The sequence below is a fragment of the Achromobacter colocynthidis genome (assembly GCF_057334535.1).
This window is the reverse complement of the sequence record NZ_JBHFIZ010000037.1, coordinates 908,005-933,927: the sequence shown is the minus strand read 5'-3', so window position 1 is coordinate 933,927 and position 25,923 is coordinate 908,005. Positions and strand designations below refer to the sequence as shown.

General features: G+C 63.9%; 26 protein-coding genes. 11 read left to right on the top strand and 15 right to left on the bottom strand.

Going from position 1 to position 25,923, the window contains the following annotated elements; all coding sequences use genetic code 11:
* Nucleotides 1-33: 33 nt before the first annotated feature.
* Nucleotides 34-1,269: a branched-chain amino acid ABC transporter substrate-binding protein gene (locus tag ACE04A_RS23905; RefSeq protein ID WP_485814057.1), complete on the bottom strand. Its 1,236-nt coding sequence runs from the start codon at nt 1,267-1,269 to the stop codon at nt 34-36.
* Nucleotides 1,270-1,689: 420 nt separating this feature from the next.
* On the opposite strand from ACE04A_RS23905, the gene ACE04A_RS23900 reads away from it, so the two are divergent.
* Both ACE04A_RS23900 and ACE04A_RS23895 read left to right on the top strand, forming a co-directional pair.
* Nucleotides 1,690-2,427, top strand: a complete 738-nt coding sequence (locus ACE04A_RS23900) for an SDR family NAD(P)-dependent oxidoreductase (protein WP_259250753.1) — start codon at nt 1,690-1,692, stop codon at nt 2,425-2,427.
* A gap of 37 nt (nt 2,428-2,464) precedes the next feature.
* A complete protein-coding gene (locus ACE04A_RS23895) occupies nt 2,465-3,211 on the top strand; it encodes a FadR/GntR family transcriptional regulator (protein WP_259250751.1) in 747 nt (248 codons plus the stop codon).
* A 74-nt stretch (nt 3,212-3,285) separates the two neighbouring features.
* Here ACE04A_RS23895 and ACE04A_RS23890 read toward each other — a convergent pair whose 3' ends face one another.
* The 6 genes from ACE04A_RS23890 to ACE04A_RS23865 all read right to left on the bottom strand — a co-directional run bounded on the left by ACE04A_RS23890 (nt 3,286) and on the right by ACE04A_RS23865 (nt 8,732).
* The gene (locus tag ACE04A_RS23890; RefSeq protein ID WP_259250749.1) at nt 3,286-4,623 is read right to left on the bottom strand and encodes an NAD(P)H-dependent oxidoreductase; all 1,338 of its coding nucleotides are present in this window, start codon (nt 4,621-4,623) and stop codon (nt 3,286-3,288) included.
* Between the two features lie 81 nt (nt 4,624-4,704).
* The gene (locus ACE04A_RS23885; protein ID WP_268080871.1) at nt 4,705-5,265 is read right to left on the bottom strand and encodes a 5'-3'-deoxyribonucleotidase; all 561 of its coding nucleotides are present in this window, start codon (nt 5,263-5,265) and stop codon (nt 4,705-4,707) included.
* Between the two features lie 42 nt (nt 5,266-5,307).
* On the bottom strand, nt 5,308-5,868 hold the full coding sequence (gene thpR, locus ACE04A_RS23880; protein WP_448716711.1) for an RNA 2',3'-cyclic phosphodiesterase: 561 nt from the start codon (nt 5,866-5,868) through the stop codon (nt 5,308-5,310).
* A gap of 58 nt (nt 5,869-5,926) precedes the next feature.
* Nucleotides 5,927-6,715, bottom strand: a complete 789-nt coding sequence (cheD, locus tag ACE04A_RS23875) for a chemoreceptor glutamine deamidase CheD (RefSeq protein WP_259250745.1) — start codon at nt 6,713-6,715, stop codon at nt 5,927-5,929.
* Nucleotides 6,716-7,062: 347 nt separating this feature from the next.
* Nucleotides 7,063-7,971, bottom strand: coding sequence for a cell division protein FtsX (locus ACE04A_RS23870; protein WP_100854200.1), 909 nt, complete (start codon nt 7,969-7,971; stop codon nt 7,063-7,065).
* The gene (locus ACE04A_RS23865) at nt 7,968-8,732 is read right to left on the bottom strand and encodes a cell division ATP-binding protein FtsE (protein WP_279995406.1); all 765 of its coding nucleotides are present in this window, start codon (nt 8,730-8,732) and stop codon (nt 7,968-7,970) included. Before ACE04A_RS23865 ends, ACE04A_RS23870 begins: the two co-directional genes overlap by 4 nt.
* Nucleotides 8,733-9,056: 324 nt before the next feature.
* Here ACE04A_RS23865 and ACE04A_RS23860 point away from each other — a divergent pair, with 324 nt between their 5' ends.
* The 7 genes from ACE04A_RS23860 (at nt 9,057) to ACE04A_RS23830 (ending at nt 15,223) form a co-directional block, all read left to right on the top strand.
* Nucleotides 9,057-10,073, top strand: a complete 1,017-nt coding sequence (locus ACE04A_RS23860) for an amino acid ABC transporter substrate-binding protein (RefSeq protein WP_259250740.1) — start codon at nt 9,057-9,059, stop codon at nt 10,071-10,073.
* A gap of 125 nt (nt 10,074-10,198) precedes the next feature.
* Nucleotides 10,199-11,389 (top strand): amino acid ABC transporter permease, encoded by a 1,191-nt coding sequence (locus ACE04A_RS23855; RefSeq protein WP_447991876.1) that lies wholly within the window; start codon nt 10,199-10,201, stop codon nt 11,387-11,389.
* 1 nt (nt 11,390) lies between these two features.
* Nucleotides 11,391-12,491: an amino acid ABC transporter permease gene (locus tag ACE04A_RS23850; RefSeq protein ID WP_259250737.1), complete on the top strand. Its 1,101-nt coding sequence runs from the start codon at nt 11,391-11,393 to the stop codon at nt 12,489-12,491.
* Between the two features lie 60 nt (nt 12,492-12,551).
* Complete coding sequence (locus ACE04A_RS23845) at nt 12,552-13,292, top strand: amino acid ABC transporter ATP-binding protein (protein ID WP_050445733.1); 741 nt, start codon at nt 12,552-12,554, stop codon at nt 13,290-13,292.
* Nucleotides 13,293-13,453: 161 nt separating this feature from the next.
* Complete coding sequence (locus tag ACE04A_RS23840) at nt 13,454-13,762, top strand: type II toxin-antitoxin system RelE/ParE family toxin (protein ID WP_279995408.1); 309 nt, start codon at nt 13,454-13,456, stop codon at nt 13,760-13,762.
* Nucleotides 13,759-14,067 carry an addiction module antidote protein gene (locus ACE04A_RS23835; protein WP_127185936.1) on the top strand — a complete coding sequence of 103 codons (309 nt, stop codon included), beginning with the start codon at nt 13,759-13,761 and terminating at the stop codon, nt 14,065-14,067. Before ACE04A_RS23840 ends, ACE04A_RS23835 begins: the two co-directional genes overlap by 4 nt.
* 139 nt (nt 14,068-14,206) lie before the next feature.
* The gene (locus ACE04A_RS23830; RefSeq protein WP_448716705.1) at nt 14,207-15,223 is read left to right on the top strand and encodes a Bug family tripartite tricarboxylate transporter substrate binding protein; all 1,017 of its coding nucleotides are present in this window, start codon (nt 14,207-14,209) and stop codon (nt 15,221-15,223) included.
* 543 nt (nt 15,224-15,766) lie between these two features.
* On the opposite strand, the gene ACE04A_RS23825 is transcribed toward ACE04A_RS23830, so the two are convergent.
* From ACE04A_RS23825 to gtdA, 8 genes are all read right to left on the bottom strand, one after another.
* Nucleotides 15,767-16,942 carry an ABC transporter substrate-binding protein gene (locus ACE04A_RS23825; RefSeq protein ID WP_259250732.1) on the bottom strand — a complete coding sequence of 392 codons (1,176 nt, stop codon included), beginning with the start codon at nt 16,940-16,942 and terminating at the stop codon, nt 15,767-15,769.
* A gap of 112 nt (nt 16,943-17,054) precedes the next feature.
* The gene (locus ACE04A_RS23820) at nt 17,055-18,275 is read right to left on the bottom strand and encodes a 3-hydroxybenzoate 6-monooxygenase (RefSeq protein WP_448716704.1); all 1,221 of its coding nucleotides are present in this window, start codon (nt 18,273-18,275) and stop codon (nt 17,055-17,057) included.
* A gap of 19 nt (nt 18,276-18,294) precedes the next feature.
* Entirely contained in the window at nt 18,295-19,647 is a 1,353-nt protein-coding gene (locus ACE04A_RS23815) for an FAD-dependent oxidoreductase (RefSeq protein WP_448716702.1), read from the bottom strand.
* A 31-nt stretch (nt 19,648-19,678) separates the two neighbouring features.
* Nucleotides 19,679-20,707, bottom strand: coding sequence for a Bug family tripartite tricarboxylate transporter substrate binding protein (locus tag ACE04A_RS23810; protein ID WP_485820580.1), 1,029 nt, complete (start codon nt 20,705-20,707; stop codon nt 19,679-19,681).
* A complete protein-coding gene (locus tag ACE04A_RS23805; protein WP_448716700.1) occupies nt 20,700-21,077 on the bottom strand; it encodes a chorismate mutase in 378 nt (125 codons plus the stop codon). The genes ACE04A_RS23810 and ACE04A_RS23805 overlap by 8 nt, the downstream gene beginning before the upstream one ends.
* 14 nt (nt 21,078-21,091) lie before the next feature.
* Complete coding sequence (maiA, locus tag ACE04A_RS23800; protein WP_448716699.1) at nt 21,092-21,730, bottom strand: maleylacetoacetate isomerase; 639 nt, start codon at nt 21,728-21,730, stop codon at nt 21,092-21,094.
* A gap of 11 nt (nt 21,731-21,741) precedes the next feature.
* Nucleotides 21,742-22,440: a fumarylacetoacetate hydrolase family protein gene (locus ACE04A_RS23795; protein ID WP_448716697.1), complete on the bottom strand. Its 699-nt coding sequence runs from the start codon at nt 22,438-22,440 to the stop codon at nt 21,742-21,744.
* Nucleotides 22,441-22,568: 128 nt separating this feature from the next.
* Nucleotides 22,569-23,645, bottom strand: a complete 1,077-nt coding sequence (gene gtdA, locus ACE04A_RS23790) for a gentisate 1,2-dioxygenase (RefSeq protein WP_485820579.1) — start codon at nt 23,643-23,645, stop codon at nt 22,569-22,571.
* 183 nt (nt 23,646-23,828) lie between these two features.
* On the opposite strand from gtdA, the gene ACE04A_RS23785 reads away from it, so the two are divergent.
* Nucleotides 23,829-24,764 (top strand): LysR family transcriptional regulator, encoded by a 936-nt coding sequence (locus ACE04A_RS23785; protein WP_259250722.1) that lies wholly within the window; start codon nt 23,829-23,831, stop codon nt 24,762-24,764.
* A gap of 67 nt (nt 24,765-24,831) precedes the next feature.
* Nucleotides 24,832-25,407: a hypothetical protein gene (locus ACE04A_RS23780; protein ID WP_448716694.1), complete on the top strand. Its 576-nt coding sequence runs from the start codon at nt 24,832-24,834 to the stop codon at nt 25,405-25,407.
* Nucleotides 25,408-25,923 lie beyond the last annotated feature (516 nt).

Sequence of the window (25,923 nt, the reverse complement as noted above, 5' to 3'; positions counted from 1 at the left end):
GGTTATCCCCCCCCCCCAAACCCATCACGCAGCCTATTCAGGCCGCTTCATCTTGCACGTTGCCTGCACCGGCGCCGACACGTCCGCCGCCGCCAACACCTTCACCGGCTCAAAGCCCATGTCCGTGCCGTCGGCCTTGTACTTGGCGTTCTTGCTGACCTTGGACACCACCATCGGCAACTGCACCTGATGGTCTTCGGCGCGCATCGTGTAGGTGCCCAGCGCCGACGTATAGGTGACCTTTTCCAGCGCGTTGGCCAGCGCCGGGACGGACAGCTTGCCGTCCTGGGGCTGCACCTGTTTCAGCGCTTCACCCAGGAAACGCACGCCGATCACCGTCTGCGGTTCCGTATAGCTGGGGTAGTGGCCGGTCTTGGCCTTGTAGTCTTCGGCGAACTTGGCGCCTTCTTCACCCGCCGCTTCGATGTTGTACGGGTGGGCGATGTAATGCCCCATCGCCACCTCGCCCGCGTTGGCCAGGTTGCCCACCTGGTCCAGGAACACGGTGGCGAAACGCACCTTGAGGCCGCCGGCCTGCGTGGCCTTCATCAACAGCAGCAGGTCGTTGGACCAGTTGCCCGTGATGACGGTGTCGGGCGAAGCCGCGCGGATGCGCGCGACGTAGGGCGCGAAGTCCTGGATCTTGTTGACTTCGTGCAGCGTCTTGCCCACCACTTCATAGCCGTATTGCTTGGCGAAACGCTCGGTGGCGTCCTCCATGTCCTGGCCCCAGGAATAGTTCTGGTTGATGGCGTACACGCGCTTGCCCAGCGTGCCGTCGGCCGACATGACCGAGGCCAGCGACTTCACGCGCAGGTCGGCATTGGTGGTGAAACGGAAGTGGTAGAAGTGGCACTTCTGGCCGGTCAGTTCCAGCGCTTCGCCGCCCACGTTCAGGAAGACGACTTCCTTGCCGGGGTTGCGCAGGTTGTGCTTGCGCACGTCTTCGGTCAGTTGGCCCGAGATGGCCGACGACGAGCCTTGCACCAGTACTTGCACGCCTTCGGCGGCGGCGGCGCGGAAGCGGTCGGAGGCGCCGACAGGGCCGCCCTGGTTGTCGAATTCAACCAATTCCAGCGGCTGGCCGTTCCAGCCGCCGGCCGCGTTGATGCGGTCCAGTTCATATTTGACCGCGGCGCGGAACATCAGGCCGGTTGAGGCCTGCGGGCCGGACAGCGTTTCGATCAGGCCGATCTTGACGGGTGCGGCGTGTGCCGATGCGGCGATGCCGGCCAGGCACAGCAGGCCGGTGGTGAAAGCCAATTTCATGCGTGTCTCCTCCGTGGGACGGGAGTGGTGTTGTGTGCGTAAAGAATGCGTACGACCGTCAAACAAGCGCGCTTGGTGGCGGCTTTTGCAGGCCGGAGACGGGCAAATCGGGGTGGGGGGTATCGCAAGATGGGGGCGAACACCGTCGTGCTGCCGGTGGTATTCACCCTGTTGTCCCCGTCCTGTTTTGCGGCGCTTCGGCCTTGTTTTTCTCTGACTGGCTTGCCTGGAAACCTGAGTTGCTTTACGCTTTCCGGATAAGTTGTCAGTTAACTTTTATAAGTTGTCTGATAAATAATAGGGCAAGCGTTTTTCTCGTGTCAAGCGGCGCATTCAGGAGTTCAATCGCAGATGACACGGCGATCAAAGCGATCGTCGAAACCGCACACAGAAGACAAAAGACAGACGACTGGAGACAGGATGATTTCATTTGAAGGGCAGGTAGCCGCGATCACGGGCGCGGGCAATGGCATCGGCTTGGCAACGGCGCGCCTGATGGCGGCCCATGGCGCCCGCCTGGTGCTGACGGACATTGACGGCGCGCGCCTGGACGACATCGCCGCCGAACTCGACCCGACCGGCCAACGCATCTATACGCATGCGCTGGATGTGTCGGTGTCGCATGATTGCGAACGGGTGTTCGAGGCGGCGGCCAAGCATTTCGGTGGGCTGGACCACCTGGTGCATTGCGCCGGCATCTACCCGGAACAACTGGTCAAGGACACCAGCGACGAGGCCTGGCGCACGCTGATGCGTGTGAACCTGGACGGCACCTTCTATGCGTGCCGCGCGGCCCAGCGCCATCTGCGCCACAACGGGTCGATCGTGCTGCTGACCTCATTGGCCGCGCAGCGCGGCAGTTACGCGCATGCGGCGTATTCGGCGTCCAAGGGCGCGGTGCAAAGCTTCACCCGCAGCCTGGCGCTGGAACTGGCGCCGCAGATCCGCGTGAATGCGGTGGCGCCGGGCATCATCGCCACGTCCATGACGCATGAGCTGATCGGACAGAAGGGCGCGCACCTGCTGGAAAGCACGCCGCTGCGCCGCTTTGGCACGGCCGATGAAATCGCGGGGGCGATCGCCTTCCTGTGTTCACCGCTGGCGGGCTTCGTGACGGGTGAAGTCATGCAGGTCAACGGCGGCATCTATATCGCTTAAAGTGCAGGACGCAACCATCACGTTTCCCCGACCTTCCATGCCGCCGAATCAAGATCAGGATCCGCCGCGCACCGCGCCCAAGAGCTCACTTTCCGCCGCGTTGGGCGATGCGCTGGCCGAGCAGATACGCCAAGGGGCGCTGGCCCCCGGCGACCGCCTGCCCACCGAAAAACAGTTGACCGAAACCTATTCGGTCAGCCGCGCGGTGGTGCGCGAGGCGCTGGCGCGCCTGAAGTCCGAAGGGCTGATCACGTCGCAGCAGGGCAGCGGCGTGTTCGTGGATCCCAACTTTCAGCGCAACGCCTTTCGCATCAACGCGCCCACGCCCGGCGACACGCAAGACCTGGAACACATCCTGGAATTGATGCTGTCCATTGAAGTGACCGCCGCGCGCTATGCCGCGCAGCGCCGCACGGATCAAGACTTGAAGAAGATGCGGCAGGCGCTGGTCGGCATGGAATACGCGCTGATCAACGACAAGCTGGGCGACGAGGAAGACTATCAATTCCATCAGGCCATCGTGCAGGCCACGCATAACCCGCACCTGGTGTCGTTGAACGATTATCTGGAAGCGAATGTGCGCCGCGTCATCCGCAGTGCGCGCCACAACACGGCGCGCCGGTATGCCGAGCGGATGGCGGCGGTGCAAAGCGAGCATCAAGCCATCTTCGTCGCCATTGAAGGGGCAGACCCGGACGCCGCCGGCCGCGCGGCCGAACAGCATCTGCGTAACGCGGCCGACCGCTTGCGGCTGTTCCAGGCGGAACGCCCCGCGCCGGTGTAGCGGGCGGGGCGTCGGTGTGGAGTGCTGTGCGTGGATGTGGTTTTGGCTGCGGGGCGGGGTACGGGTTTGTGTGCCTAGGCGAACGTCTGTTCCATTTCCCGCCGGAACTGCACCGCCGTTGACGTCTCGTCGTACTCCACGTCGCGCCAGCGTATGGCCTGCGACTGCCGCACCGGATTCTTGAGCTTGACGCCGTGCGACAGCCCCAAGGGCAGATAGCCTTCTTCCACCGAGTCGGGCGCCGGCATCAGCCGGCCAAACACCGTGTAGCCGCCTTCGCCGTCCAGGATCTGGCCCGCTTGCAGGTCGCGCTTGGCGGTGGCGACCACATCGCCGTGCCAACCGGCCGGCGCGCCGGTGGGTTCGCGCCGCAAGCCCACGCTGGCCACGCTGATGCCCAGTTCCAGGCCAATCAGGTGATAGGGCTTGTACATGGCGGTGTAGTTGCCGCTGGGGTCGGTGACCAGGCCGTATTCCTGGAAGCAGCGGCGCACGTAGTCGCTGTCGGCGGCCAGCGTCACGTAGACGCCCCAACGCAGGTCGCGAAACACGGGGCGGCCGTCGCGCTCCAGCGATGAAATCACTTCCACCTGGCCGCGATGGTGCAGGATGCCGCCGTCTTCGCGGGGGCGCAGCACGCGGGCCAGGTCGTCCACGCCGCACGGCGGAAAATGCAGGCCCGATGGCGAGGGCAAGAGGCCGGTGGCGTTCGATACCGCCGCCATTTCGATGGCGCTTTTGGTGCCGTCCAGAAAGCTGTTGAACATCTGCGCGTTGAAGTCGCCCGCGGCCACCATTTCAGCGGTGAAGCCGTAGTAGGGCCAGACGGTGTCGGGCGTGGATGTGTGAAATTCCGGCAGGTACTTGGTGCCCTTGCCGGCCGCCATGACCTCGAAGCCGCTGGCGCGCGCCCAGTCCACCATTTCGCAGATCAGGGCGGGCTGGTCGCCATAGGCCAGCGAATAGACGATGCCTGCTTCGCGCGCGCGGCGCGCCAGCAGCGGCCCGGCCAGGGCGTCGGCTTCAACATTGACCATGATGATGTGCTTGCCGTATTCGCAGCAGGCCAGCACGTGGGTGATGCCGGCGGCGGCTTGGCCCGTGGCGTCGATGACGATGTCGACGTCAGGGCTGGCGATGATGGCAAGCGGGTCGTCGCTGAAGAAAACCTTGCCGTTCTTCAGCGCGTCATTGGTGCTGCTGGCATTGAGTGCGCTGGCCGGCCAGCCCACCCGGGTCAAGGCGGCGCGGGCGCGGTCGGGCGCCAGATCGGCTACCGCCACCAGCCGCATGCCCGGCGTGCGGGGAGCCTGGCTCATGAACATGGCGCCGAACTTTCCGGCGCCCAGCAATGCAACACGCAAGGGCTTGTGGTCGGCTTCTCGCTGCTTGAGCAGACGGTGCAGATTCATAGTGCGGACTCCTCCGGGGTGGGGGTACAGCCAGCACAGAATAGTCCTAAATCATGACGACTGAACAGCGTCCAGCGGGCCTCATGCGTCCGCGGTATAGAGCTCGCCCGCCAGCACGTTGCGCCAGTTCGCCCAGGTGATGCGGGGGCGGTCGGTCACCTGCCGGTTGTAGGGCGCGTCAAACAGAATGTGCTTCCAGCGCGGCTTCACGGCGCCTTCAATTTTGGGCTTGTCGTCGATCAGCAGGTTGCCGTGCACCAGCGTCTTGTCCTTGGTCAGGATCAGCCGGTTGGTGGCGTCGCGACCCAGGTTCTTTTCCACCCACAGGTACTTTTCCGCCACGCAGTTTTCAAACTGCGAAAGTGGCGACGAGCAGATGCGCACGTCCATGCCCAATGCCAGCAGCTCGCGCACGGCGTCCAGCGCGCCCGGCACGGGCGGCAGCTCGCGGATGAAACCCGGCGCCGTGTAGATGGCCTCGGCCATCTTGCGTAGTTCGGGGGCGTAGTCCTCGCGGATGTGGAAAGACTTGCGGTCTTCGAATTCCACGGGCGGGATGTCGGGATGGCGCAGGCGCCAGGCGTCGAGGAACGCGTGTTCGAAGTCGGCCAGCACGCCGTCTTGGTCCAGCAGGATGATCATGGCAATCCCAGGAGTTGCAACCGCCTGATTGTGCCAGAGCGGCTACGGCGAAAGCGGACGCGATTGCGCCACGAGCCGGTAGCGGCTGCCGCCCGTCTGCGATTCGGACGCCACCAGCACCAGGCGGTCATAGCGCCAGATCAACGCGTCGGGCGGGGGCGGCGGCGGGTCGTCGCGTTCGATGTTGCGCAGCAAGGTGACGTGCGGGCGAAACGGCTGCGGCGGCGCGGCCAGGCCATAGTCGGCCAACCAGTGCCACAGGCCGTCGTGCATGGCTTGCAGTGGCGCGGGGGCCTCACGCGGCCCCGCCTCACGCGGCCCGGCCTCACGCGGCCCGGCCCACAGAATGCGCTGGCGCTTGAATACCCCGTAGCGATCCAACTCCAGTTCTCCCGGCGGCACACAGCGGTCGGGCGTGGCGGCGGCCAGTGCATCCGCCAACTGCGCTTCGACCGGCCCCAGGAAAGCCAGCGTCAAATGCAGTGTCTCGGTGCGCATCACGCGGCCGCCGCAATGCGGGCGGGCGGCTTGCGCCCATTCGGCCAAGGACGCGGCCAAGGGCGGCGACGGCCACAAGGCGAAGAAAAGACGGACGGCGGACATGCGCCGATTGTAGGCGCGGGACCCTTGCCAGGCGTTGTTTACGTCGCCGAAGCGCCGTTCAAGTCCCCGTGTTTTCCGACTTGCGCAGGCGAGACAGCGCGGTGTCGAAGCGTTCGACGCCCGGCCGCGCGGGGCGGTCAGGCTTATCGAAGCGTTCCACGCCGGGACGCGCGGGCTTGTCGAAACGTTCCACGCCCGGACGAGCCGGTTTGTCGAAGCGCTCGACGCCAGGGCGGGTGAAACGTTCCACGCGCGGTGGGCTTTGCGTTTTTGCCTGCGCGCTTTGGGCCGCGGCCTGTTCGCGCTTGGCGATGATCTCTTCGGCGCGCTGGTGGTGCGGCGCCATCTTGCGCACCATCACCCGGCCGTCACGCGGGAAATAATTGATGCGGCGCGCGTGCACGTCGCCCAGGTCCTGGGCCTTGACCGGAATGCCTTCGAGCTTCAGGTAATTCAGGACAAACACGCCATTGCGTTCGCCGATGTTCATCTGCTGCATGGCGCTTAGCACCGCGCCGCCGCCAAACACCTTGGCTTCCAGGCGGTCGCGCGAGGCGCCGGCCTTGAGCAATTCGTTGATCAGCACTTCCATGGCGAAAGCGCCGTAGCGCATCGTCGCCGACGCGGGCGACTGCATGTCGCCTTCCGGCAACATGAAGTGGTTCATACCCCCCACGCCGGTCACCGGATCGTGAATGCAGGCGGCGACACAGGACCCAAGAACGGTCGAGATCATCAGGTCTTCGTTGGTGACGTAGTACTCGTTAGGGAGCACTTTCACCGCTTGGCATTGGAACGCGCTGTCGAAGTAGTGGCGCGTTGCGCGGGCTTCAAGTCGGGAGACCATGGGACTTATCAGGCAAGAACGGCGATTGGGACATGAAGGACGAAGCCCTGCGGAACGTTATGTTTCAAAAAGTGTAGAAAAATTTCGCTTTATTCTTACATATCCCGAATGACAACGGGAGAAATGCTTGTAACGGCGGGGAGTGATGTGGCCCTGTTTACAGTCAGACGTAACGCCGAACGCCACCCCGGTGACGACGACCGAGCCAGCGGCCAGCAACTGGAAACCATCGTACACAGGCGCGCGCGGAGTCTTTCCCCGGATCACGGGGAGGTTCGGGCTTTATACGTGGCTTTAATGCGGAACCGGGGCGCGTGGAGTGAGGCGCCCCGGGAGGGTGAGGGCGCTTAAAAGCGGGTGCTGCGCGTCACCGACCAGCGGGCCGACAGCGCGCCCAGCGCGGCCGAAGCCACCACGGCGGTGACCAGGACAGACGCGCCGGGCAAATGCAGGGCAAATTCCGCGCCGTAGCTGCGGGCCAGCCCCAGCAGGGCGTCGTTCAGAGGCGACAGCGCAATGGCCGACACGCCGATGGCCAGCAGCGAGGCCACCGCGCCCGAGAGCGCGCCCAGATACAAGAAGGGGCGGCGCACGAAGGATTCCGTGGCGCCCACCAGGCGGGCGACGCCGATCTCTTCACGTTGCGACAGCGCTTGCATGCGCACGGTGTTGAACACCGTGGCCAACACCACGACGGCCACGCAGGCGGCAAGGAAACCCAGGCCGATGCGGGCAAAGCGCAGGATGGCCTCCAGGCGTTGCACCCAGGCGCTGTCCAACTGCACCAGGTCGACGTGGTTCCATTGTTTCCAGTCGCCCGCCAGCTTGTCGGCGCGGCCGGCCAGGTTGTCGCCATCGGCCAGCGTCACGACCACGGCATCGGGTAGCGGGTTGCCGGGCAGCACGGCCAGCGCCTGCTGCCAGGCGGGGTTGGCACGCAAGTCGGCAAGCGCCGCGTCGCGCCCGACCACGCGCACGGCGCGCACGTCGCTTTGGTAATCGTCCTTGATGCGCTTGGCCACGTCCGCGGCCGCGCCCGCCGGGGCATCCACGCGCATGAACACGGTGACTTCCGGCGTGACGGACATTTGGCGTGCAACGGGCTGCACGGACACGAGGATGGCGCTACCCAACAAGGGCAAGGCCAGCGCCAGAGCCATGACCAGCAGGTTGGCCAACGATGAGAACGGTTGCTTGGCCAGCCGGCGCACGGTGACCATCAACGCATAGCGGTGTTGCCGCAGCCAGGCGTTCATGACGAGGCTCCCGGATTACCCATGCCCGGTTCAGTGCGGCCGCTGGCGCGCGACGGGCCGGAAGAAGCGGGTTGCCCCGCGTCGGACGGTGGCGTGGCGGGGCCGTGCGAATCGGCGAACTTGCCCGGGTCGATGCGCAGGGTGCGCGAGGCGTAGCGCGCCATCAAGCCCTGGTCGTGCGAGGCAATCAGCGTGGTTACGCCCACGCGGTTGAAATCGCGGAACACGTTCATGATGCGCTGCGCGTTGTCATCGTCAAGGTTGGCGGTGGGTTCGTCGGCAATCAGGATGGCGGGCCGGTTCACGATGGCCCGCGCGATGGCCAGGCGCTGTTGTTCGCCGCCGGACAATTCAATGGGATTCAGGTCTTCCTTGCCCGACAGGCCTACCTTGTCCAGGGCGGCGCGGGCGCGCGACGCGGCGGAATCCCAGGGATGGCCCTGGACCGCCAGCGGCAGCATGACGTTTTCGAACGCGCTTCGATCGAACAGCAGGTGAGTGTCTTGCAAGATGACCCCCACGGCGCGGCGCAGATAAGGGCGCGCGCGGGCAGGCAGCTTGTCCAGCCGTTGCCCGTTGACCTGGATGGATCCGCGGCTGGCGGGCTCCAACCCGCCGATCAACTTGAGCAGCGTGGATTTACCGGCGCCTGACGGCCCGGATACAAAAACGAATTCTCCCGCGCTTACGCGGAAGTTGATGTCGGCCAGGATATTTCGGCCGCGACCATATGATTTGAATACGTGCTGGAATTCGATCATGGCGGCTGTCGGATGAAGCCGCAATAGTAACTCGGGGACAGGAGGCAGGCATAAGCCGATTCACGATGGTCCTGTGAAAAAGCGTTTCCGCGTGACCAGTTGGACACCTTTTGAGCAGAACGAAATGAACACATCTTCGAACGCCGTTCAACTGAAAAAAGGCGTCCCCGTTTTCGAACGAAAACATCAATTGATTTCGCCAGTGTCCCTATATTTCAAGGGAATTCCCGGATGTGCCCGCCCGTGTCCGGACGCTACCATCCGCCCCATGCTTCGGCCCAACCCGGCCGTTGCAAGCTCGATTTGTCCCACACGGAGATCACGATGAAAGTACTGAAACTCGCTGCTATTGGCGCGGCACTGTTCGCTGCATCCGCGGCTGCCAATGCGGGCGCGACCTTCGATAACGTTAAGAAGAAAGGGTTTGTCCAATGCGGGGTTTCAACGGGCATTCCGGGATTCTCGATTGCTGACAGCAAGGGCGAATACAAGGGCATCGACGTGGACATGTGCCGCGCCATCGCCTCGACCATGTTCGGCGATCCCACCAAGGTCAAGTTCACGCCGCTGAACACGCAGCAACGCTTCACCGCGCTGCAATCCGGCGAAATCGACGTGCTGACCCGCAACACCACCGTGACGCTGACGCGTGACACGACGCTGGGCCTGATCGGCGCGGGCGTGAACTACTACGATTCGCAAGGCGTGATGGTCTCCAAGGACCTGAACATCAAGAGCGCCAAGGAATTGAACGGCGCCACCATCTGCGTGCAGCCGGGCACCACCACCGAGCTGAACCTGGCCGACTGGTTCCGCAGCCAGAAGATTGAATTCAAGCCGGTCGTGATCGACAAGTACGACGAAATCATCCGCGCCTTCTCGGCCGGCCGCTGCGACGCCTTCACCACCGACAAGTCGCAACTGGCCTCCACCCGCACCACGCTCGAGAACCCGGACAAGTTCGTGATCCTGCCGGAAGACTTCTCCAAGGAGCCGCTGGGCCCCATGGTCCGCCAGGGCGACGAGCAGTGGTTCAACATCGTTCGTTGGACGCTGAACGCCATGCTGGAAGCCGAGGAATACGGCATCACCAAGGCGAACGTCGATGAAATGACCAAGAGCCCCAACCCCAACATCCAGCGCATCCTGGGCGTGACCCCGGGCATGGGCAAGAACCTGGGCGTGGACGACAAGTGGGCTTACCACATCATCAAGAGCGTGGGTAACTACGGCGAAAGCTTCGAAAGCACGCTGGGCAAGAACAGCCCGATGAAGCTGGAGCGTGGTTTGAACGCGTCGTACAAGCAAGGCGGTTTGATGTACGGCTGGCCGGTGCGCTAACACGGCTGCCTGGCAAAACGGAGCCTGGCGCTCCGTTTTGCCTAGCCCGCCACCCGAGCGGGCGGCAGGAGTAGGGGTGGCCTTGCCGGCGTTGCCGCCCGGTTTACGACTTCTGTAGATTCATCATGACGACTTCTAAAAATAGTGCCCCAATTGCGGCTCCTCGCCGGCGGCTCAACTGGAACGACCCCGGCGTACGCTCGGTGGTGTACCAGGTGTTCGCGCTGGCCGCGGTGGCCTGGGCAGTGTGGTTCCTGGTTTCCAATACGCTACACAACCTGTCCGTGCGCAATATCGCCACGGGCTTCGGGTTTCTGAGCCGAGAAGCCGGATTTGCGATCGGCGAAACGGCCATCGACTACTCCCCCTCGAATGACTACGGCCGGGCCATTCTGGTCGGCTTGCTCAACACCTTGCGCGTCGCCGTCATCGGCATCGTGCTTGCCACCATCCTCGGTACGCTGATCGGCATTGGCCGTCTGTCCAAGAACTGGCTCGTCGCCAAGATCACCTCGGTTTACGTCGAAGTGATGCGCAACGTGCCGCTCTTGCTGCAATTGTTCTTCTGGTACGCGCTGATCACGGAAAACATGCCGGGTCCGCGTCAGGCGCACAATCCGCTGCCCGGGGTGTTCATTTCCAATCGCGGCCTGAAGGTGCCGTCGCTGGAAGGCAATTCGCTGGACTGGATGCTGGCGGGCCTCGGCCTGGCCATCGTCGCGATCATCTTCCTGGGCCACTACGGCAAGAAGCGCCACGAAGCCACGGGCCACATGTTCCCGCTGGGTCGCTGGGCCATCGGCCTGCTGATCGGGCTGCCGTTCATCGGATGGCTGGTTAGCGGCGCGTCGCTGACGCTGCAAATGCCGGAACTCAAGGGCTTCAACTTCGCGGGCGGTCTGACGCTGTCGCCGGAATTCGCCGCGCTGCTGGCGGGTCTGGTGATCTACACCTCGGCCTTCATTGCCGAAGTGGTGCGCTCGGGCATCCAGGCCGTCAACAACGGCCAATGGGAAGCCGCCGGTTCGCTGGGCTTGCCGCGCGGTAAGGTGCTGCGCCTGGTGATCCTGCCGCAGGCGCTGCGCGTGATCATCCCCCCGATGACCAGCCAGTACCTGAACCTGACGAAGAACAGCTCGCTGGCCGTGGCTATCGGTTATCCGGACATCGTGTCGGTGGTCAACACCACGCTGAACCAGACGGGCCAGGCCATCGAGGGCATCCTTATCATCATGGGCGCGTACCTCACGGTCAGCCTCTCGATCTCGATATTCATGAACTGGTACAACAAGCGCATCGCGCTGGTGGAGCGTTGAGATGAGCAGCACTACGCATACCCCCACCGACGCCATGCCGCCGCCCAGCACGCATGTGGGCCCATGGGCGTGGCTGAAATCCCGCCTGTTCTCGTCGCCGCTGAACATCCTCATCACCGTACTGCTTGCGTGGTTCCTGTTGATGTCGGTGCCGGCGCTGCTGGAATGGGCGTTCTTCAAAGCCGACTTCAACGCGGCGAACGCCCAGGAATGCCGGGCCTCGGGTGGCGCCTGCTGGGCGTTCATCATCGAAAAGCACCGGCTGATCCTGTTCGGCACCTATCCGTACGACGAGCAATGGCGTCCGCTGATCGCCACCTTCCTGCTGGTGGCCGTGATTGTGTGCAGCGGCATCCGCCGCTTCTGGAACTGGAAGCTGGCCGTCATCTGGGTCGTGGGCCTGACGGCGGTTGCGCTCTTGATGTGGGGCGGCGTGTTCGGCCTGACCTATGTGGAAAACGCACGCTGGGGCGGCCTGCCGCTGACGCTGATCCTGTCCACGTTCGGTATCGCCTTCGCGTTCCCCATCGGCGTGCTGCTGGCCCTGGGCCGGCGCTCGAAGATGCCGGCCATCAAGGCGCTGTGCGTCGTGTACATCGAGCTGATCCGTGGCGTGCCGCTGATCAGCCTGCTGTTCATGTCGTCGGTGATGTTGCCGCTGTTCCTGCCGGAAGGCGTGTCCATCGACAAGCTTCTGCGCGCGCAGATCGCCATCATCATGTTCGCCGCGGCCTACATTGCGGAAACGGTGCGCGGTGGTTTGCAGGCGATCCCGAAGGGGCAGTACGAAGGCGCGGATTCGCTGGGCCTGAAGTACTGGCAGCAGATGCGCAAGATCATCTTGCCGCAGGCGCTGAAGATCGTGATTCCGCCGCTGGTCAGCATTTTCATCGCGCTGTTCAAGGACACCTCGCTGGTGGTCATCATCGGCATTTTCGACCTGACGTTGGCAGCCAAGGCGGCCCTGTCGGATGCGGCATGGCGCGGATTCGGCGTAGAGGCGTATCTGTTCATCTCGCTGATCTACTTCGTGTTCTGCTTTTCCATGTCCAAGTACAGCCAGGCGCTTGAAAAACGTCTTGCGACGGATCACCAACGCTAGTCAATGGTGCGCGTCCGCCTGCCGGCGGGCGCGCACAGCGATATTTACGGGAGTACAGGCATGTCGGATGCCATTATTCGTTTGCAGGACGTGAACAAGTGGTACGGCCAGTTCCACGTGTTGCGCAATATCAATCTGGACGTGGCGCAGGGTGAGCGCATTGTGGTGTGCGGCCCGTCGGGCTCGGGCAAGTCCACGATGATCCGCTGCATCAATCGTCTGGAAGAGCACCAGAAGGGCCACATCATTGTCGATGGCACCGAGCTCACCAATGACTTGAAGCACATCGAGACGATCCGCAAGGACGTCGGCATGGTGTTCCAGCACTTCAACTTGTTCCCGCACCTGACGGTGCTGGAAAACCTGACGCTGGGACCCATGTGGGTGCTGAAGAAGCCGCGCGCGGAAGCTGAAGCCACGGCCATGAAATACCTGGAGCGCGTGCGCATTCCGGAACAGGCCAAGAAATTCCCCGGCCAGTTGTCGGGCGGCCAGCAGCAGCGCGTGGCCATTGCGCGGTCGTTGTGCATGAGCCCGAAGATCATGCTGTTTGATGAGCCGACGTCGGCGCTTGACCCCGAAATGGTCAAGGAAGTGCTGGACGTCATGGTCACGCTGGCCCAGGAAAGCGGCATGACGATGATCTGCGTCACCCACGAAATGGGCTTCGCACGCAAAGTCGCCAACCGCGTCATCTTCATGGACCGCGGCGAAATCATCGAACAAAACACGCCCGACCAGTTCTTCGACAATCCGCAGAACGAACGCACTCAGCTTTTCCTGAGCCAGATCCTGCACTGATACGTCAAGAACCGCCGTTTCGGCAAACACCCCAAGGCTTGGATTGCGATCCGGGTTTTGGGGTGTTTTGTTTTTAGCGCGACGAAAGTGTGTGGCCGGCTGACGCCGAGGAAGGGTCTGGCCGTTGTTCTAAATGTACCTTTTGGGCGACAATTCTCGGTATGCTTAGATTCCGAGAAACCGAGGCGTTCTCCCGTTGGCTGGATTCCCTCCGAGACCTGCGGGCGCGTGCTCAAATCCTGCGCCGATTGTCGCGCGCCATGAATGGAAATTTTGGCGACGTAGAGGCGGTGGGCGAGGGCGTCAGTGAAATGCGCGTGAATATTGGCGCCGGCTACCGGGTGTACTACGCCCGAGCCGGCGAGGTGGTCTACGTGCTGCTTTGCGGCGGTAACAAGACCAGCCAGGGCAAAGACATTGCCCAAGCCAAACGCCTTTGGACGGAAATTAAGCGGAGCATCGAGAAATGACCAAATTACGCGACTTCGACGCAGCGAATTATTTGAAAGATGACGAAACGATCGCGCATTACCTGGCGGACGCGGCGGCGGAGGACGATCCTGACGCCTTCCTGCAAGCCCTAGGCGACGTGGCGCGCGCGCGCGGCATTACTGAAATCGCTCGTGAAACAGGGCTTGCCAGAACAAACCTGTATCGGGTGCTGGCCCCCGGCGCAAACCCGAGCTACCACACCCTGCGCAAGGTCATGAACGCCCTAGGCGTTTCACTCACCGCGCTGGTCAGGCGCAAATCCGAACCCACGCCGCAAGGCTGATCGGCGCACGTGTGGCGGTGAAATCCCCCTTACCCGCGCGAATATCGGGCCAATCTGCCGCGTATCCCTTTGTTACGCCAGCGCCTGGGCTGCGGTATGCTACTGACCGCCATTGATCTGGATTGAGGAGAACAACATTATGACGAAAACCCCCCACAGCGCGGTCCGCCGTGCCCTGTTGCAAGGCGCCGTGGCGCTTGCCGCCACCTTGCCTTTCGCCGCACCCGCGCTGGCCCAAGCCACCGATTTCCCGACCAAGCCGATCCGCTTCGTCGTGCCTTACCCGCCCGGCGGCCCGCTGGACACCATGGCCCGCATGCTGGCCGAAAAGGTGCGCGGTTCGCTCGGCCAACCCGTGATCGTGGAAAACCGGTCGGGCGCGGGCGGCAACATCGGCGCCGATCTGGTGGCCAAGGCGCCGGCCGACGGCTACACGCTGGTCATGGGCGCGGTGGCCACGCACGCCATCAACCCCTGGCTGTTCGCCAACCTGCCTTACGACCCGGTCAAGGACTTCGCGCCCGTGACGATCGTGGCGGCGGTGCCGAACGTGCTGGTGATGAACAATGAATTCGCCGAGAAGAACAGCATCAAGACGCTGGCGGACCTGATTGCCTACGCGAAGAAGAACCCCGGCAAGCTGAACTACGGTTCGGGCGGCAACGGCAGCGCGGGCCATCTGTCGGGCGAACTGCTGAAGGCGCGCGCCGACATCAAGGTTGAACACATTCCTTATCAAGGCGCGGCGCCCGCGCAGTTGGCCTTGCTGTCGGGCCAATCGGATTTCATGTTCGACAACCTGGCTGCATCGGCACCCTTGATCAAGGACGGCAAGGTCAAGGCGCTTGCCGTGACCACGGCCAAGCGTTCGTCGCTGCTGGCGGATGTGCCGACGGTTGAAGAGTCGGGCATCAAGGGCTTTGACCTGGGCACCTGGTTCGGCGTGTTCACGACCGGCGGCGCGCCCGCGCCGGTGGTGGCAAAGCTGAACAAGGCCTACGCGGATGCGATGCAGCAACCGGACGTAAAGCAGCGCCTGCTGACGATGGGTTCGGAAGCCACGCCGATGACCCCGGAAGCGTTTGCCGAGTTCGTGAAGGGTGAAAAAGCGAAGTACCAGGAGATTGTGAAGATTTCGGGCGCTAGCTTGAATTGAGGGGTGGGGGGGCGCGGAGGCGTGAGTAGTTGGCGGCTGCGTGAACATTTGGCGGTTGCGTGAACATTTGGCGGGTTGCCTGATGGGTTCGCGCGCTTGACGGTGGGGTTCTTTTGGCGAGTCTGGCGCGCCACACCCATCCTACGTGCCGGCCGTCTCTTCTGGCGCGCCGCACCCATCCTACGTGCCGGACGTCTCTTGTAGGATGGGTGTAGCGCGGCACGGTCCAGGCAAGAATGCCAACGCCGAACGCGCGGAACCCATCAAGCAGCGGTAGAAGCAGCATAGGCCCCACAATCGAACAAACAGCCGCCCGAGGTATTTATCGGGCGGCTGTTTTTTTCTGGCGTTCCGCGCTGGGGCAGGCATCGCCTGATGGGTTACGCGCGATTCACGCCTGTGTTCTTTTTACGGATCTGGCGCGCTCCACCCATCCTACATTTTGCTATCTTCCGCACGCACCTACATTTTGCTATCTTCCGCAAGCACCTACATTTTGCTGTCTTCCGCACGCACCTACATTTTGCTGTCTGCCGCAAGCACCTACATTTTGCAGTTTGCCGCGTGCACGTCTGTGTGATCGCGGGCCAGCACCTTCATGTTTTTGTAGACCAGCTTGCCGCTTGCGTCCGCTTCGATGTGCAGCAGATACCAATCCTGGATCGGGTGCTGATTGGGTCCAAATTTAAACTTTCCGCGCACGCTCGCAAAGTCTGCTTTGCGTAGCGCGGCGCGGAAGTCGTCTGCGCGGCCGGTGATGTCGCCGTTGACGGCTTTTAATGCCGACGCGATCAGATTCGCGGTGTCGTAGGCCTGCGCCGCATACGCCGTGGGCGCACGTTGATACGCCTTGGTGAACGCCTCGACGAAATGTTTGTTCTGCGGGTTGTCCAGGTCCGCGCTCCATAGCGAACTCAGATAGAACCCCTTGCCCGCCGTGCCCGTCGCGGCCAGCATGCGTTCGTCCATGGAATAGATCGGCGTGATCATCTTGATCTTGTCCGACAGCCCCGAATTGGCGAACTGCTTGGTCAGGTTGATGCCCGCGCCGCCCGGATGAAACTGAAAAATGGCGTCGGGGTTCAACGCGCGGATGCGGGCCAGTTCGACCGAGAAATCCGACTGATCCAGCTTCGTGTAGATCTCTTCAACGATGTCACCCTTGTACGCACGCTTGAAACCCGCCACGGCGTCGCGGCCGGCTTGGTAGTTGGGCGCCATCACCACCACGCGCTTCACGCCCAGTTCGTTGGCGGCGATGCCGGCGGTGTCGGCGTACGAGTCGTTCTGGAAGGCGACCGCGAAGTAGTTCGGGTTGCAAGCCTTGCCCGCGTAGTTGGAGGGGCCGGCGTTCAGGCTGACGTAGAAGCCGCCCGCGTTCAGCACCGTGGGGCCAACCGCCGCCATGACGTTTGAAAAGTTCACGCCCGTGAAGAGACGCACGCCGTCCTGCACCATCCTGTCGGCGGTTTGCTTGGCGTTGGCGGGTTTGAGCGCGTCGTCTTCCACGCGCACATTGACCGGCACGCCGCCCAGTTTGCCGCCGCCTTCCTTGACGGCCAGCATGAAGGCGTCGCGCTCGTCTTCGCCGATGTAGCCGGCGGGCGTGGACAGCGTGCCGATGAAGCCGATGTCCAGCGGCTTGCCCTGCGCGCCGGCGGCGCATGCCGTCAGCGCCAACGCCAGGGCTGCGGCGCCCCGTAGGATATGGCATGTCATGGTTGTCTCCTGTTGTGCTTTGGTCTTGTGCTTCTGTTGTTTGCCTGGACCTTGTGCTTGAATCCCGCTTCTTGAACCTGCGCTTCGGTATTGATGTCTTTGTATTGAGTCCCTACATCGGCGCCAGGCAGCGTTCCACCTTCCAGCCGTACAACCACTGCAACGCGTCGTAGAACTGTGACTGGCTGCGGCCCGTCCACAGCATGTTGCGCACGGTGCGCTCCACGCCACGCGCGTGATACAGCCTGCCCATTTCCCGGGTGGACCAGACCACGCGCGCGCTGCGCGGAATACGTACCGATTCATACAGGCGGAACGCCGCTTCCAGGTCGTGCCCGCATTCGCGTACGGCTTCACCCAGCGTGACCGCATCTTCCAGCGCCATGCACGCGCCCTGCGCCATGTACTGCGTCATCGGATGCGCCGCGTCGCCCAGCAAGGTGACGCGGCCCTGGCCCCAGTGTTCGACCGGGTCGCGGTCGGCGGTGGCCCAGCGTTTCCATGACGTGGGGCGGTCCAGCATCTGGTGCGGGCGCGGGTGGATGCCATCGAAGTACGACAGCACTTCTTCCTTGCTGCCTTCGCGCACGCCCCATTGCTCTTCTTCGCGGCTGTGGAAGGTCACGACCAGGTTGTATTGCTGGCCGCCGCGCAGCGGGTAGTGCACCAGATGGCAGCGCGGCCCCGCCCACAGCACGGGCGCGTTGATGCGCAGTTCTTCGGGCATGTTCTCGCGTTCGACCACGGCGCGATAGACCACGTGACCCGTCACGCGCGCGGGGTCGCCCACGGTGCGTTCGCGGATCACCGACTTCACGCCGTCCGCGCCCACCACAGCATCCGCGCGGTAGCGTTCACCGTTCGTGTCCACCACCTCCACGCCTTGCGCGTCTTGCGACATGGCGGCGATTTGCGTCGACGTTCGAAAGCGGATCAGCGGGTTCTGCTGCACGGCGTCAAGGATCGACAAATGAATGTCGGCGCGATGGATCACTGCATATGGCCCACCGAAGCGCGCGCGAAACGCTTCGCCCGTGTCGATGCGCACCACCTCCTGCGCATCCACCGCATCCATCATGATGATGTGGTCGGTGAACACCGCGCGCGCACGCGCCGTGTCGCCCACGCCCAGCGCGTCCAGCGCCGCGAAAGCGTTGGGGCCAAGCTGGATGCCCGCGCCGATTTCGCCGATGTGCGCGGCCTGCTCCAGCAGTTGCACGGCGATGCCTTGCCGGGTCAGCGCCAGCGCGGCCGCCAGCCCGCCGATGCCGCCGCCGACCACGATGACGGAGCGCGTGGCGGGGGTTGTCGTTGTTGTCGAGGATGCATTCATATCAAGGTTCCGTGCCGGTTCATTCCTGGCCGCCCAGGAAGGCGCCCTGGCGTGTCAGTTGCGCCTGCAAGGCCGCGATGGGAAGCTCGGCCGGCATGACGCCCGCGCTTAGCGCCATGGCCGCCGCCGTGCCCGCCGCTTCGCCCATCACAAAGCAACTGCCGCTGACGCGCGCGGCGGACTGGCCTTCATGCGTCATGGACGCGCAGCGGCCCGCCACCAACACGTTGTCGGCGACGCCCGGCCCGCGCTTGGGCACCATCATCCGAAACGGCAGTTGGTTGTAGCCGCGAGATTCCGGAATGGGCGGCCAGACCCATTTCACGTCGCCGGCCGTGTGCATTTCCAAGGGCCAACCGTTCACGCCGATGCTGTCGGCAAAGTCGGCGCAGCCCAGCACGTGCTCTTTGGTTAGCACCGCCTCGCCCACGATGCGGCGGGTTTCGCGAATGCCAAGCTGCGGCGCGATGTCCAGCACGTAGGCTTGTTCAAAGCCCGGCACCTTGGCGCGTAGAAAGGCCAGGTACTGCATGATCTGCCGACGGCCTTCCAGTTCACCGGCCGACAGCGAACCGGCGTCGGTGCCATCGGCCGCGCTGCCATCGGCATTGGCCAGTTGCGTAACGTTCACGCGCCATTCGTAGTCGTGCTTTTGCGGGCGCACGATGGCGCCGCGTCGCGGGAAGGTGAACTCGCCGCTGGCGGCGGCTTCATCCATCAAGAGCGGAATGGTCTTCCAGGCTTCTTGCGCGCGCGCGCCGTCCACGTTGCCTACCTTGAACATCAGCGTGGGGTACAGCATGTGACCGTGTTCGTCGCCTTTTTCGAAGGGCAGGCCGCCCCATTGCGCGATGTCGCCATCGCCCGAGCAGTCGATGAAGACCTTGGCACGCACCGCGCAGCGACCAGACTTGGTCTCCAGGAACAAGACGTCGACGCGCCCTTGCTCGTCGCGCGCCAGGCCGGTGGCCAGGGCGTGGAACAGTACCTGCGCGCCGCTGTTCTGCACCATGCCGTCGGCCGCGCATTTGAAGGCGGAGATGTCGTAGGCCTGGGCGTGGATCTTGCCCAGGATCAGGTGCGGGTCGTTCAAGCCGTCCATGGCGCGCATGCGGTCGAGCAGCTCGTCAGTCATGCCGTGCACCACCTGGCGGATGTTGCCGTGGATGTTGGCGTGCAGCCCGCAGAAATTGGACACGCCGGCGGCGGTGCCCATGCCGCCCAGAAAGCCGTAGCGTTCCACGAGCAGCACGCGTGCGCCATTGCGGGCCGCGCTGGCGGCGGCCAGCACGCCGGCCGGGCCGCCGCCCAGCACCACGACGTCGAATTCGCCGTAGAGCGGCACTTGGCGGGCGGGTTCGGTAATGAGCATTGATGTCCTCCTTGCTTGTCTTGCGTGTGCCTTATTGCCCCTTGATGCCCAGCTTCTTGATCAAGGGCTCCCAGCGCTTGAGCTCGTCGTCCATGTAGGCGCGGAACTCGGCGGGCGTGCTGCCCACGGGGTCCATGTACTGCGCTTGCAGGCGCTTGGCCACCTCGGGGTCGCGGATGGCCTGGATCAGCGCATCGGACAGTTTTTTCTGTATATCGGCGGGCACCTTGGACGACACCACGAAGCCGATCCACGCCGAGCCCTCAATACCCGATACGCCGGCTTCCGCCAGCGTCGGAATGTCGGGCAGCAGCGCGGACCGCTTGGATGAGGTCACCGCCAGCGCCTTCAAGCGCCCGTCCTTCACCATCGGCATGACGGCAATGGGCGGCAGCGCCGCAAACTGCGTATCGCCCGACAGCAGGGACGTCAGCGCGGCGGGTGACGACGGGTAGGGCACGTGCGTCGCGCGACCACCGATCTGTTGCAGCATCAGCTCAACCGCCAGATGCGACACGGTGCCCGCGCCCGTCGAAGGGAAGTTGTACTTGTCGGGATTCTTCTTCAGCGCGTCCAGCAACTGGCCCACGTTGGCGATGCCGGCTGACGCGGGCACGACCAGCACGTTGGGCTGATGCACGGCCAGCGTCAGCGGCGACAAGTCGGTGGCGGGCGCGTAGGGCAGCTTGTCGAATAGCAGCGTGTTGTTCACCAGCGGGCCGGTGATGGACACGCCGAAGGTGTAGCCGTCGGGCTTGGCGTTGGCGATGGCGTAGGTGCCGATGTTGCCGCTGGCGCCGGGCTTGTTCTCGATGACGATGGTTTGCCCCAGGAGGGTGCTGGCCTTTTCGGCGACCACACGCGCCACCTGATCCGGGCTGGAGCCGGGGCCGAAAGGCACGACGGCTTTCAGCGGCTGCGACGGCCAGGCGTCGGCGGCGTGTGCGGTGGACAGCGGGGCGGACAGCGGAGCAACAACGGCCATGGCCAGCGTAAACGCGCGCGCCGCCACGCTCAGTGGCCGTCTCAGTGGCCGCTTCAGGGGCAAAAACTCAGTCATCCGTGTCTCCCACATTCTTCATGTTGTCGAAATAGGTTTGCTCATCGGCGATGAAGGCCGCCACCATCGCGCGATAGGTCGCGTCCACCACCGCTTCCAGATTGGCGAAGCCGCGGTTGTGGCGGGTGGCCAGCGCGCGCGCCTTGTCAAAAACCTGGGCCTGGCGCGCGGGCGCGCTGACCTGGTAGGCATCGCGCTTGAAGCGCGCCGCGTCTTTCACATACAGCGCGCGTTCGGCGATCAGGCGCACGATCTCGTCGTCCAGCCGGTCGATGTTGGCGCGCACCTCGGCCAGGTTGGCGCACAGGGGCTGGTAGGCGGGGTCGGTGTATTCGCGCAGCGGTGCGCCGTGGGTGTCGGGTTCTTGCATGGGCGTGCTCATCGTCATTGAATGGCGTCGGGTTGGCGGGCGGGCGCGGCGTGCTGGAATGCCGGCTGGGCGTTGCAGTGCTCATGGATGCGCAGAATGCGCGGAAAGGCCGACAAGTCGCAGCCCATGCGCTGCGCGTTGGCCACTTGCGGCACCAGGCAGCAATCGGCCAGCGTGGGTGCATCACCAAAGCAGTACGCTCCGTGGCCATGGCGGGCCAACAGTTCTTCTACCGCGCCCAGGCCTTCGTTTACCCAGTGCTGATACCAGGTGTTTTTCTGCGCGTCGCTCGCGCCCAGCACGTCTTGCAGATAGCGCAGGATGCGCATGTTGTTGACGGGGTGGATGTCGCAGGCGATGGCGTTGGACAGTTCCAGCACCCGCGCGCGCGCCAAGGTGTCGGCGGGTATCAGGCGCGGCACGGGATGCGTGGCGTCCAGGTAGTCAATGATGGCCAGCGATTGCGACAACTGGACGTCGCCCTCAATCAGCAGCGGCACACCGGCCGACGGATTCTTGGCCACGTACTCGGGCGCGCGTTGTTCCTGCTTGCGCAGGTTCACAGGAAGGATCTCGTAGGGCAGGCCCTTGAGCGCCAGCGCGATACGCACGCGATACGACGTGGAGCTATTGAAAAAGCTGTGCAGTTGCATGGGGGCTCCCGTCAGACCATCTGCACGCTCAGCGTGCCCAGCCCGTCGACGCCGCCCAGCATCTTGTCGCCGCGCACCACGGGGCCCACGCCTTCCGGCGTGCCGGTGTAGATCAGGTCGCCGGGTTCCAGGCGGAAATAGCGCGACAGGTAGGCAATGGTTTCCGCCACGGACCAGATCAGCTTGCCGATGTCGCTGCGTTGCTTGTCGGCGCCGTTGACCTGTAGCCAGATGCCCGCCTGCTCGATGCCCGCGACGGACGCGGCCGGGTGCAGCGGGCCGAGGGGCGCGCTCTGGTCGAAGGCCTTGCCCAGTTCCCAGGGGCGACCTGCTTCGCGCATCTTCATCTGCAAGTCGCGGCGCGTCATGTCCAGGCCCACGGCGTAGCCCCAGACGTGTTGCAGCGCGTCGTCCACGGCTATGTTCGCGCCGCCCTGGCCGATGGCGGCAACCAGTTCAATCTCGTAATGCAGGTTGGCGGTCTCGGGAGGGTAGGGCAGATCCAGCGTCTGGCCGTCGGCCACCGGTACGACGGCATCGGCGGGCTTGCAGAAAAAGAAGGGCGGTTCGCGGTCTGGGTCAAAGCCCATCTCGCGCGCGTGGGCGGCGTAGTTGCGGCCCACGCAGTAGACGCGGCGCACGGGAAAGGCATCCTGGCCGCCGGCAATGGGCACGGCGACGGGAGCGGCGGGAGCAAACACGAAAGGCATGGATCAACCTTTGATCGAAGAGGCGGGAAACAAAGCGGAAAGCAAAGCGGCAAGCAAAGCGGAAAGCAAAGCGGGAACCCAGCAGGAAGCGGGCCGCAAACCCCGCGCGGCGAACCGCGCGACGCGTATCAGCCGACGCGCTCTTCGCGCCATACGCCCAGCGCGTCCTGCACGGGGCGGTCGGAATAGCTGAACAGGGTGGCGTCGTCCAGCGCGGCCAGTTGCATGGGCAGCCACGATGGCGCCACGAAGACGTCGCGCGGGCCGAAGTGAAATTCCTCTTCGCCAATGCGCGCGATGCCCCGGCCTTCCACCACGCTGTAGACGGTGGAGTCGGTGCTGCGATAGGGCTTGCCCTGAAATCCGGCCGGCAAAAATTGCATGAAGGTGGCCATCGTGGGCATGGGGTAGCCGCCCGTGGCCGGGTTCAGGTAGCGCAGCTTCACGCCGTCCCAGGCGTCCAGTTCGCCATGCCGATAGAGCGCATCCAGCGCTTCGCGGCTGCGTTCGTAGGGGTAGTTGAAGATGGGCGAGGTGCCGCTGGACACCTGATGGCGCACGGGCGCCATGTTGTAGCCAAAGCGCGCCATGCTGTCGCCTTCCGGGCGGGTCACCGGTTGGGCGGCTTGCGGATAGTTCTCGGCAAAGCCGGCATCCAGAAAGCGCAGCAAGGGAATGTCCAGGCCGTCCAGCCAGACGACGGGCTCGCCGCCCTCCACGGTTTCGGCATTGCCGTGGTCATGCCAGGTCCACGACGGCGTGATGATGAAGTCGCCCGGATGCATGGTGGTGCGCTCGCCGTTGACGGCGGTGTACGCGCCCCGGCCTTCGACGATGAAGCGCAGCGCCGATTGCGTGTGGCGGTGGCTGGGCGCCACTTCGCCGGGCAGGATCAGTTGCAGGCCCGCGTACAGGCTTTGGGTGATGCTGGCCTGGCCGGGCAGGCCGGGGTTTTCCAGGATCAGCACGCGCCGCACGGCTTCCTCGGCGGTAATCAGCGAGCCGGACGCCATGACGTCGTCGCGCACGTCGTCGTACTTCCAGATGGCGGGCACGCAGCGCGGGGTGGGCTGGCGGGGTACCAGGTTATGCAATGACTCCCAGAGCGGAGCCATGTGTTTCTTGGCAATGCGGGCGTAGTAGTTGCTGCGGTCGGCGCTGCGGTCAGTGCCGCGCTCCGCGCCGGTGGTGTGGCCGTCGGGCATGTTTGTCTCCGGGTTGTCCGGCTGATGCCGGCTTCTACGGGTGGCCGCCGCGTGGTTCGCGGCTGGTCCAGGTTTGCAGACAATTATGCGTAGAACAGCTATGTGTTTTGAAATGAAATTATCTTATTATCCATACCAATAAACATATACATACGAGACAACCCCCCACGGATGAGGGCCTGCATGGACTGGACCCACCGCCTGCGGCTGCGCAATCTGAAGATGCTGTTGAGCTTGGCGCAGACCCGCAACATCAGCCATTCGGCGGCAATGCTGAACACCACGCAGCCCGGCCTGTCGAAGTGGCTGAAAGACCTGGAAGACGATATCGGGCTGCCGCTGTTTGAACGACATGCGCGCGGCTTGCGTCCCACGCCGCATGGCGATGTGCTGATCGCGCACGCGCAGCGGCTGGAGGCGCAACTGGACCGTGCGGGCGCCGACATGGCCGCGCTGCGCGAAGGGGGTGGCGGCCGCGTGGTGATTGGCGCATCCGGCGCGTCGGCCTCCGATACGGTGCCGCTGGCGGTGATGAAGCTGTTGGAACGCATGCCGCAAGCGCGCGTCAAGCTGGTGGAAGGCACCACCGACCGGCTGCTGGCGCAACTGGCGCAAGGCGATCTGGATATCGTGGTGGGCCGCTCGGCGCCTGAACACCACGACCCCGCCATTCGCTTTGAAGCGCTGTACCTGGAACCTATCCACTTGGTGGCGCGGCCGCGTCATCCGCTGTTCGCGATTGAACAGCCGACCTGGCCGGATCTGTTGTCGTATCGATGGATCTTGTGGCCCAAGGGCACGCCGATCCGCAACGCGGTGGATGCCGCGCTGGCGGCGGCGGGGCAAGCGCCGCCGGCCGATCACGTGGAATCAAATTCGGTCACGATCAACCTCACGCTGATCAATAACAGCGACATGATCGGCGTTGCCTCGCATCGCGCCGCGCTGCGCTTTTCGCAGATGCGGGCGATGCGGATCATTCCGGTGCGGCTGTCGGGCTTTGGATCGGTGGCGATGTACTGGCGCGAAGATGCATTCCGGCCGCTGGCGGTGCAAGAGGCCATGGCGGCGCTGCGCAACACGGTAGCGGAACACGCGCCGGGCGTGACCAGGCTGTGAGGCGACTGTGAAGTGACGAAGAGACCCGACCATGATTTGACTGCGATGGGACGATGACTCGACTGTGATGCCCTCAACCGACGACAGGCCCAAGGCCGGACTGAACACATTGATCGCGCAATGCCGCAAGGTAGAGGCGGCGCTGTCCGGCAGGGAGGATGCGGACGACCCGATGGCGTCATCGGCGATGCACCGCTTCGTGGCCGACATGGACGCCCGCCACGCGCCGCCCGGCATGTGGTCGCCCCTGGTGCTGGCCGTGCTGGTCATGACGGGCGGCCTGGGCGTGGGGATCGAAGTGCTGAGCCTGTTGTTGCAATCGGCCGGGGCCGCGTGGGCGGCGTTCGCGTTGGTGGCGGTATGCGCAGGCACGGCGCTGGCCTTGGCGATAGGCGTGGTGTGGGTGATGGCCGGCAGGTCCGCCGGATTGGTGGTGGTGAAGTGGCTGGTGCTGGCGCTGGTGACAGTTGGCGCCCTGGGCGTGGCGGTATGGACCCAAGGCGGGGTGCGCGCGGTGGGGCCGGTGGTAGCGCTGCTGGGCGGGTTGGGGGCGTGGCTGGTAGTGAACAGCGCAGCGTTCTATGTCTTCGCCGGATACCGCGTGGCGCAGCGCGTGGCGCAACGCGGGAAATCCGCAACGTAGGATGGGTGGAGCGCGGCAGGATTTTCAATAGAACGAAATCGCCAACCGCGCGAAACCCATCAAGCAACGGTCCAGTTCTTTTGAAGCGTAGCCACACAGCAACCGTTGCATGATGGGTTACGCGCGTTCGGCGTTTGGGTGCTAGGCGCGGTCTTGCCGCGCTTCACCCATCCTACCGACGTTGCGGCGGCATTGTCATCGTAGGATGGGTGCAGCGCGGCAGGATTTTCAATAGAACGAAATTGCCAATCGCGCGAAACCCATCAAGCAACGGTCCAGTTCTTTTGAAGCTTAGCCACACAGCAACCGTTGCATGATGGGTTACGCGCGATCGGCGTTTGGGTGCTAGGCGCGGTCTTGCCGCGCTTCACCCATCCTACCGACGTTGCGGCGGCATTGTCATCGTAGGATGGGTGCAGCGCGGCAGGATTTTCAATAGAACGAAATTGCCAATCGCGCGAAACCCATCAAGCAACGGTCCAGTTCTTTTGAAGCTTAGCCACACAGCAACCGTTG

Coding starts and splice junctions, on each gene's coding strand:
- ACE04A_RS23905 (WP_485814057.1), bottom strand. CDS start 1,269: ATGAAATTGGCTTTCACCACCGGCCTGCTGTGCCTGGCCGGCATCGCC.
- ACE04A_RS23900 (WP_259250753.1), top strand. CDS start 1,690: ATGATTTCATTTGAAGGGCAGGTAGCCGCGATCACGGGCGCGGGCAAT.
- ACE04A_RS23895 (WP_259250751.1), top strand. CDS start 2,465: ATGCCGCCGAATCAAGATCAGGATCCGCCGCGCACCGCGCCCAAGAGC.
- ACE04A_RS23890 (WP_259250749.1), bottom strand. CDS start 4,623: ATGAATCTGCACCGTCTGCTCAAGCAGCGAGAAGCCGACCACAAGCCC.
- ACE04A_RS23885 (WP_268080871.1), bottom strand. CDS start 5,265: ATGATCATCCTGCTGGACCAAGACGGCGTGCTGGCCGACTTCGAACAC.
- thpR (WP_448716711.1), bottom strand. CDS start 5,868: ATGTCCGCCGTCCGTCTTTTCTTCGCCTTGTGGCCGTCGCCGCCCTTG.
- cheD (WP_259250745.1), bottom strand. CDS start 6,715: ATGGTCTCCCGACTTGAAGCCCGCGCAACGCGCCACTACTTCGACAGC.
- ACE04A_RS23870 (WP_100854200.1), bottom strand. CDS start 7,971: ATGAACGCCTGGCTGCGGCAACACCGCTATGCGTTGATGGTCACCGTG.
- ACE04A_RS23865 (WP_279995406.1), bottom strand. CDS start 8,732: ATGATCGAATTCCAGCACGTATTCAAATCATATGGTCGCGGCCGAAAT.
- ACE04A_RS23860 (WP_259250740.1), top strand. CDS start 9,057: ATGAAAGTACTGAAACTCGCTGCTATTGGCGCGGCACTGTTCGCTGCA.
- ACE04A_RS23855 (WP_447991876.1), top strand. CDS start 10,199: ATGACGACTTCTAAAAATAGTGCCCCAATTGCGGCTCCTCGCCGGCGG.
- ACE04A_RS23850 (WP_259250737.1), top strand. CDS start 11,391: ATGAGCAGCACTACGCATACCCCCACCGACGCCATGCCGCCGCCCAGC.
- ACE04A_RS23845 (WP_050445733.1), top strand. CDS start 12,552: ATGTCGGATGCCATTATTCGTTTGCAGGACGTGAACAAGTGGTACGGC.
- ACE04A_RS23840 (WP_279995408.1), top strand. CDS start 13,454: ATGCTTAGATTCCGAGAAACCGAGGCGTTCTCCCGTTGGCTGGATTCC.
- ACE04A_RS23835 (WP_127185936.1), top strand. CDS start 13,759: ATGACCAAATTACGCGACTTCGACGCAGCGAATTATTTGAAAGATGAC.
- ACE04A_RS23830 (WP_448716705.1), top strand. CDS start 14,207: ATGACGAAAACCCCCCACAGCGCGGTCCGCCGTGCCCTGTTGCAAGGC.
- ACE04A_RS23825 (WP_259250732.1), bottom strand. CDS start 16,942: ATGACATGCCATATCCTACGGGGCGCCGCAGCCCTGGCGTTGGCGCTG.
- ACE04A_RS23820 (WP_448716704.1), bottom strand. CDS start 18,275: ATGAATGCATCCTCGACAACAACGACAACCCCCGCCACGCGCTCCGTC.
- ACE04A_RS23815 (WP_448716702.1), bottom strand. CDS start 19,647: ATGCTCATTACCGAACCCGCCCGCCAAGTGCCGCTCTACGGCGAATTC.
- ACE04A_RS23810 (WP_485820580.1), bottom strand. CDS start 20,707: ATGACTGAGTTTTTGCCCCTGAAGCGGCCACTGAGACGGCCACTGAGC.
- ACE04A_RS23805 (WP_448716700.1), bottom strand. CDS start 21,077: ATGCAAGAACCCGACACCCACGGCGCACCGCTGCGCGAATACACCGAC.
- maiA (WP_448716699.1), bottom strand. CDS start 21,730: ATGCAACTGCACAGCTTTTTCAATAGCTCCACGTCGTATCGCGTGCGT.
- ACE04A_RS23795 (WP_448716697.1), bottom strand. CDS start 22,440: ATGCCTTTCGTGTTTGCTCCCGCCGCTCCCGTCGCCGTGCCCATTGCC.
- gtdA (WP_485820579.1), bottom strand. CDS start 23,645: ATGCCCGACGGCCACACCACCGGCGCGGAGCGCGGCACTGACCGCAGC.
- ACE04A_RS23785 (WP_259250722.1), top strand. CDS start 23,829: ATGGACTGGACCCACCGCCTGCGGCTGCGCAATCTGAAGATGCTGTTG.
- ACE04A_RS23780 (WP_448716694.1), top strand. CDS start 24,832: ATGCCCTCAACCGACGACAGGCCCAAGGCCGGACTGAACACATTGATC.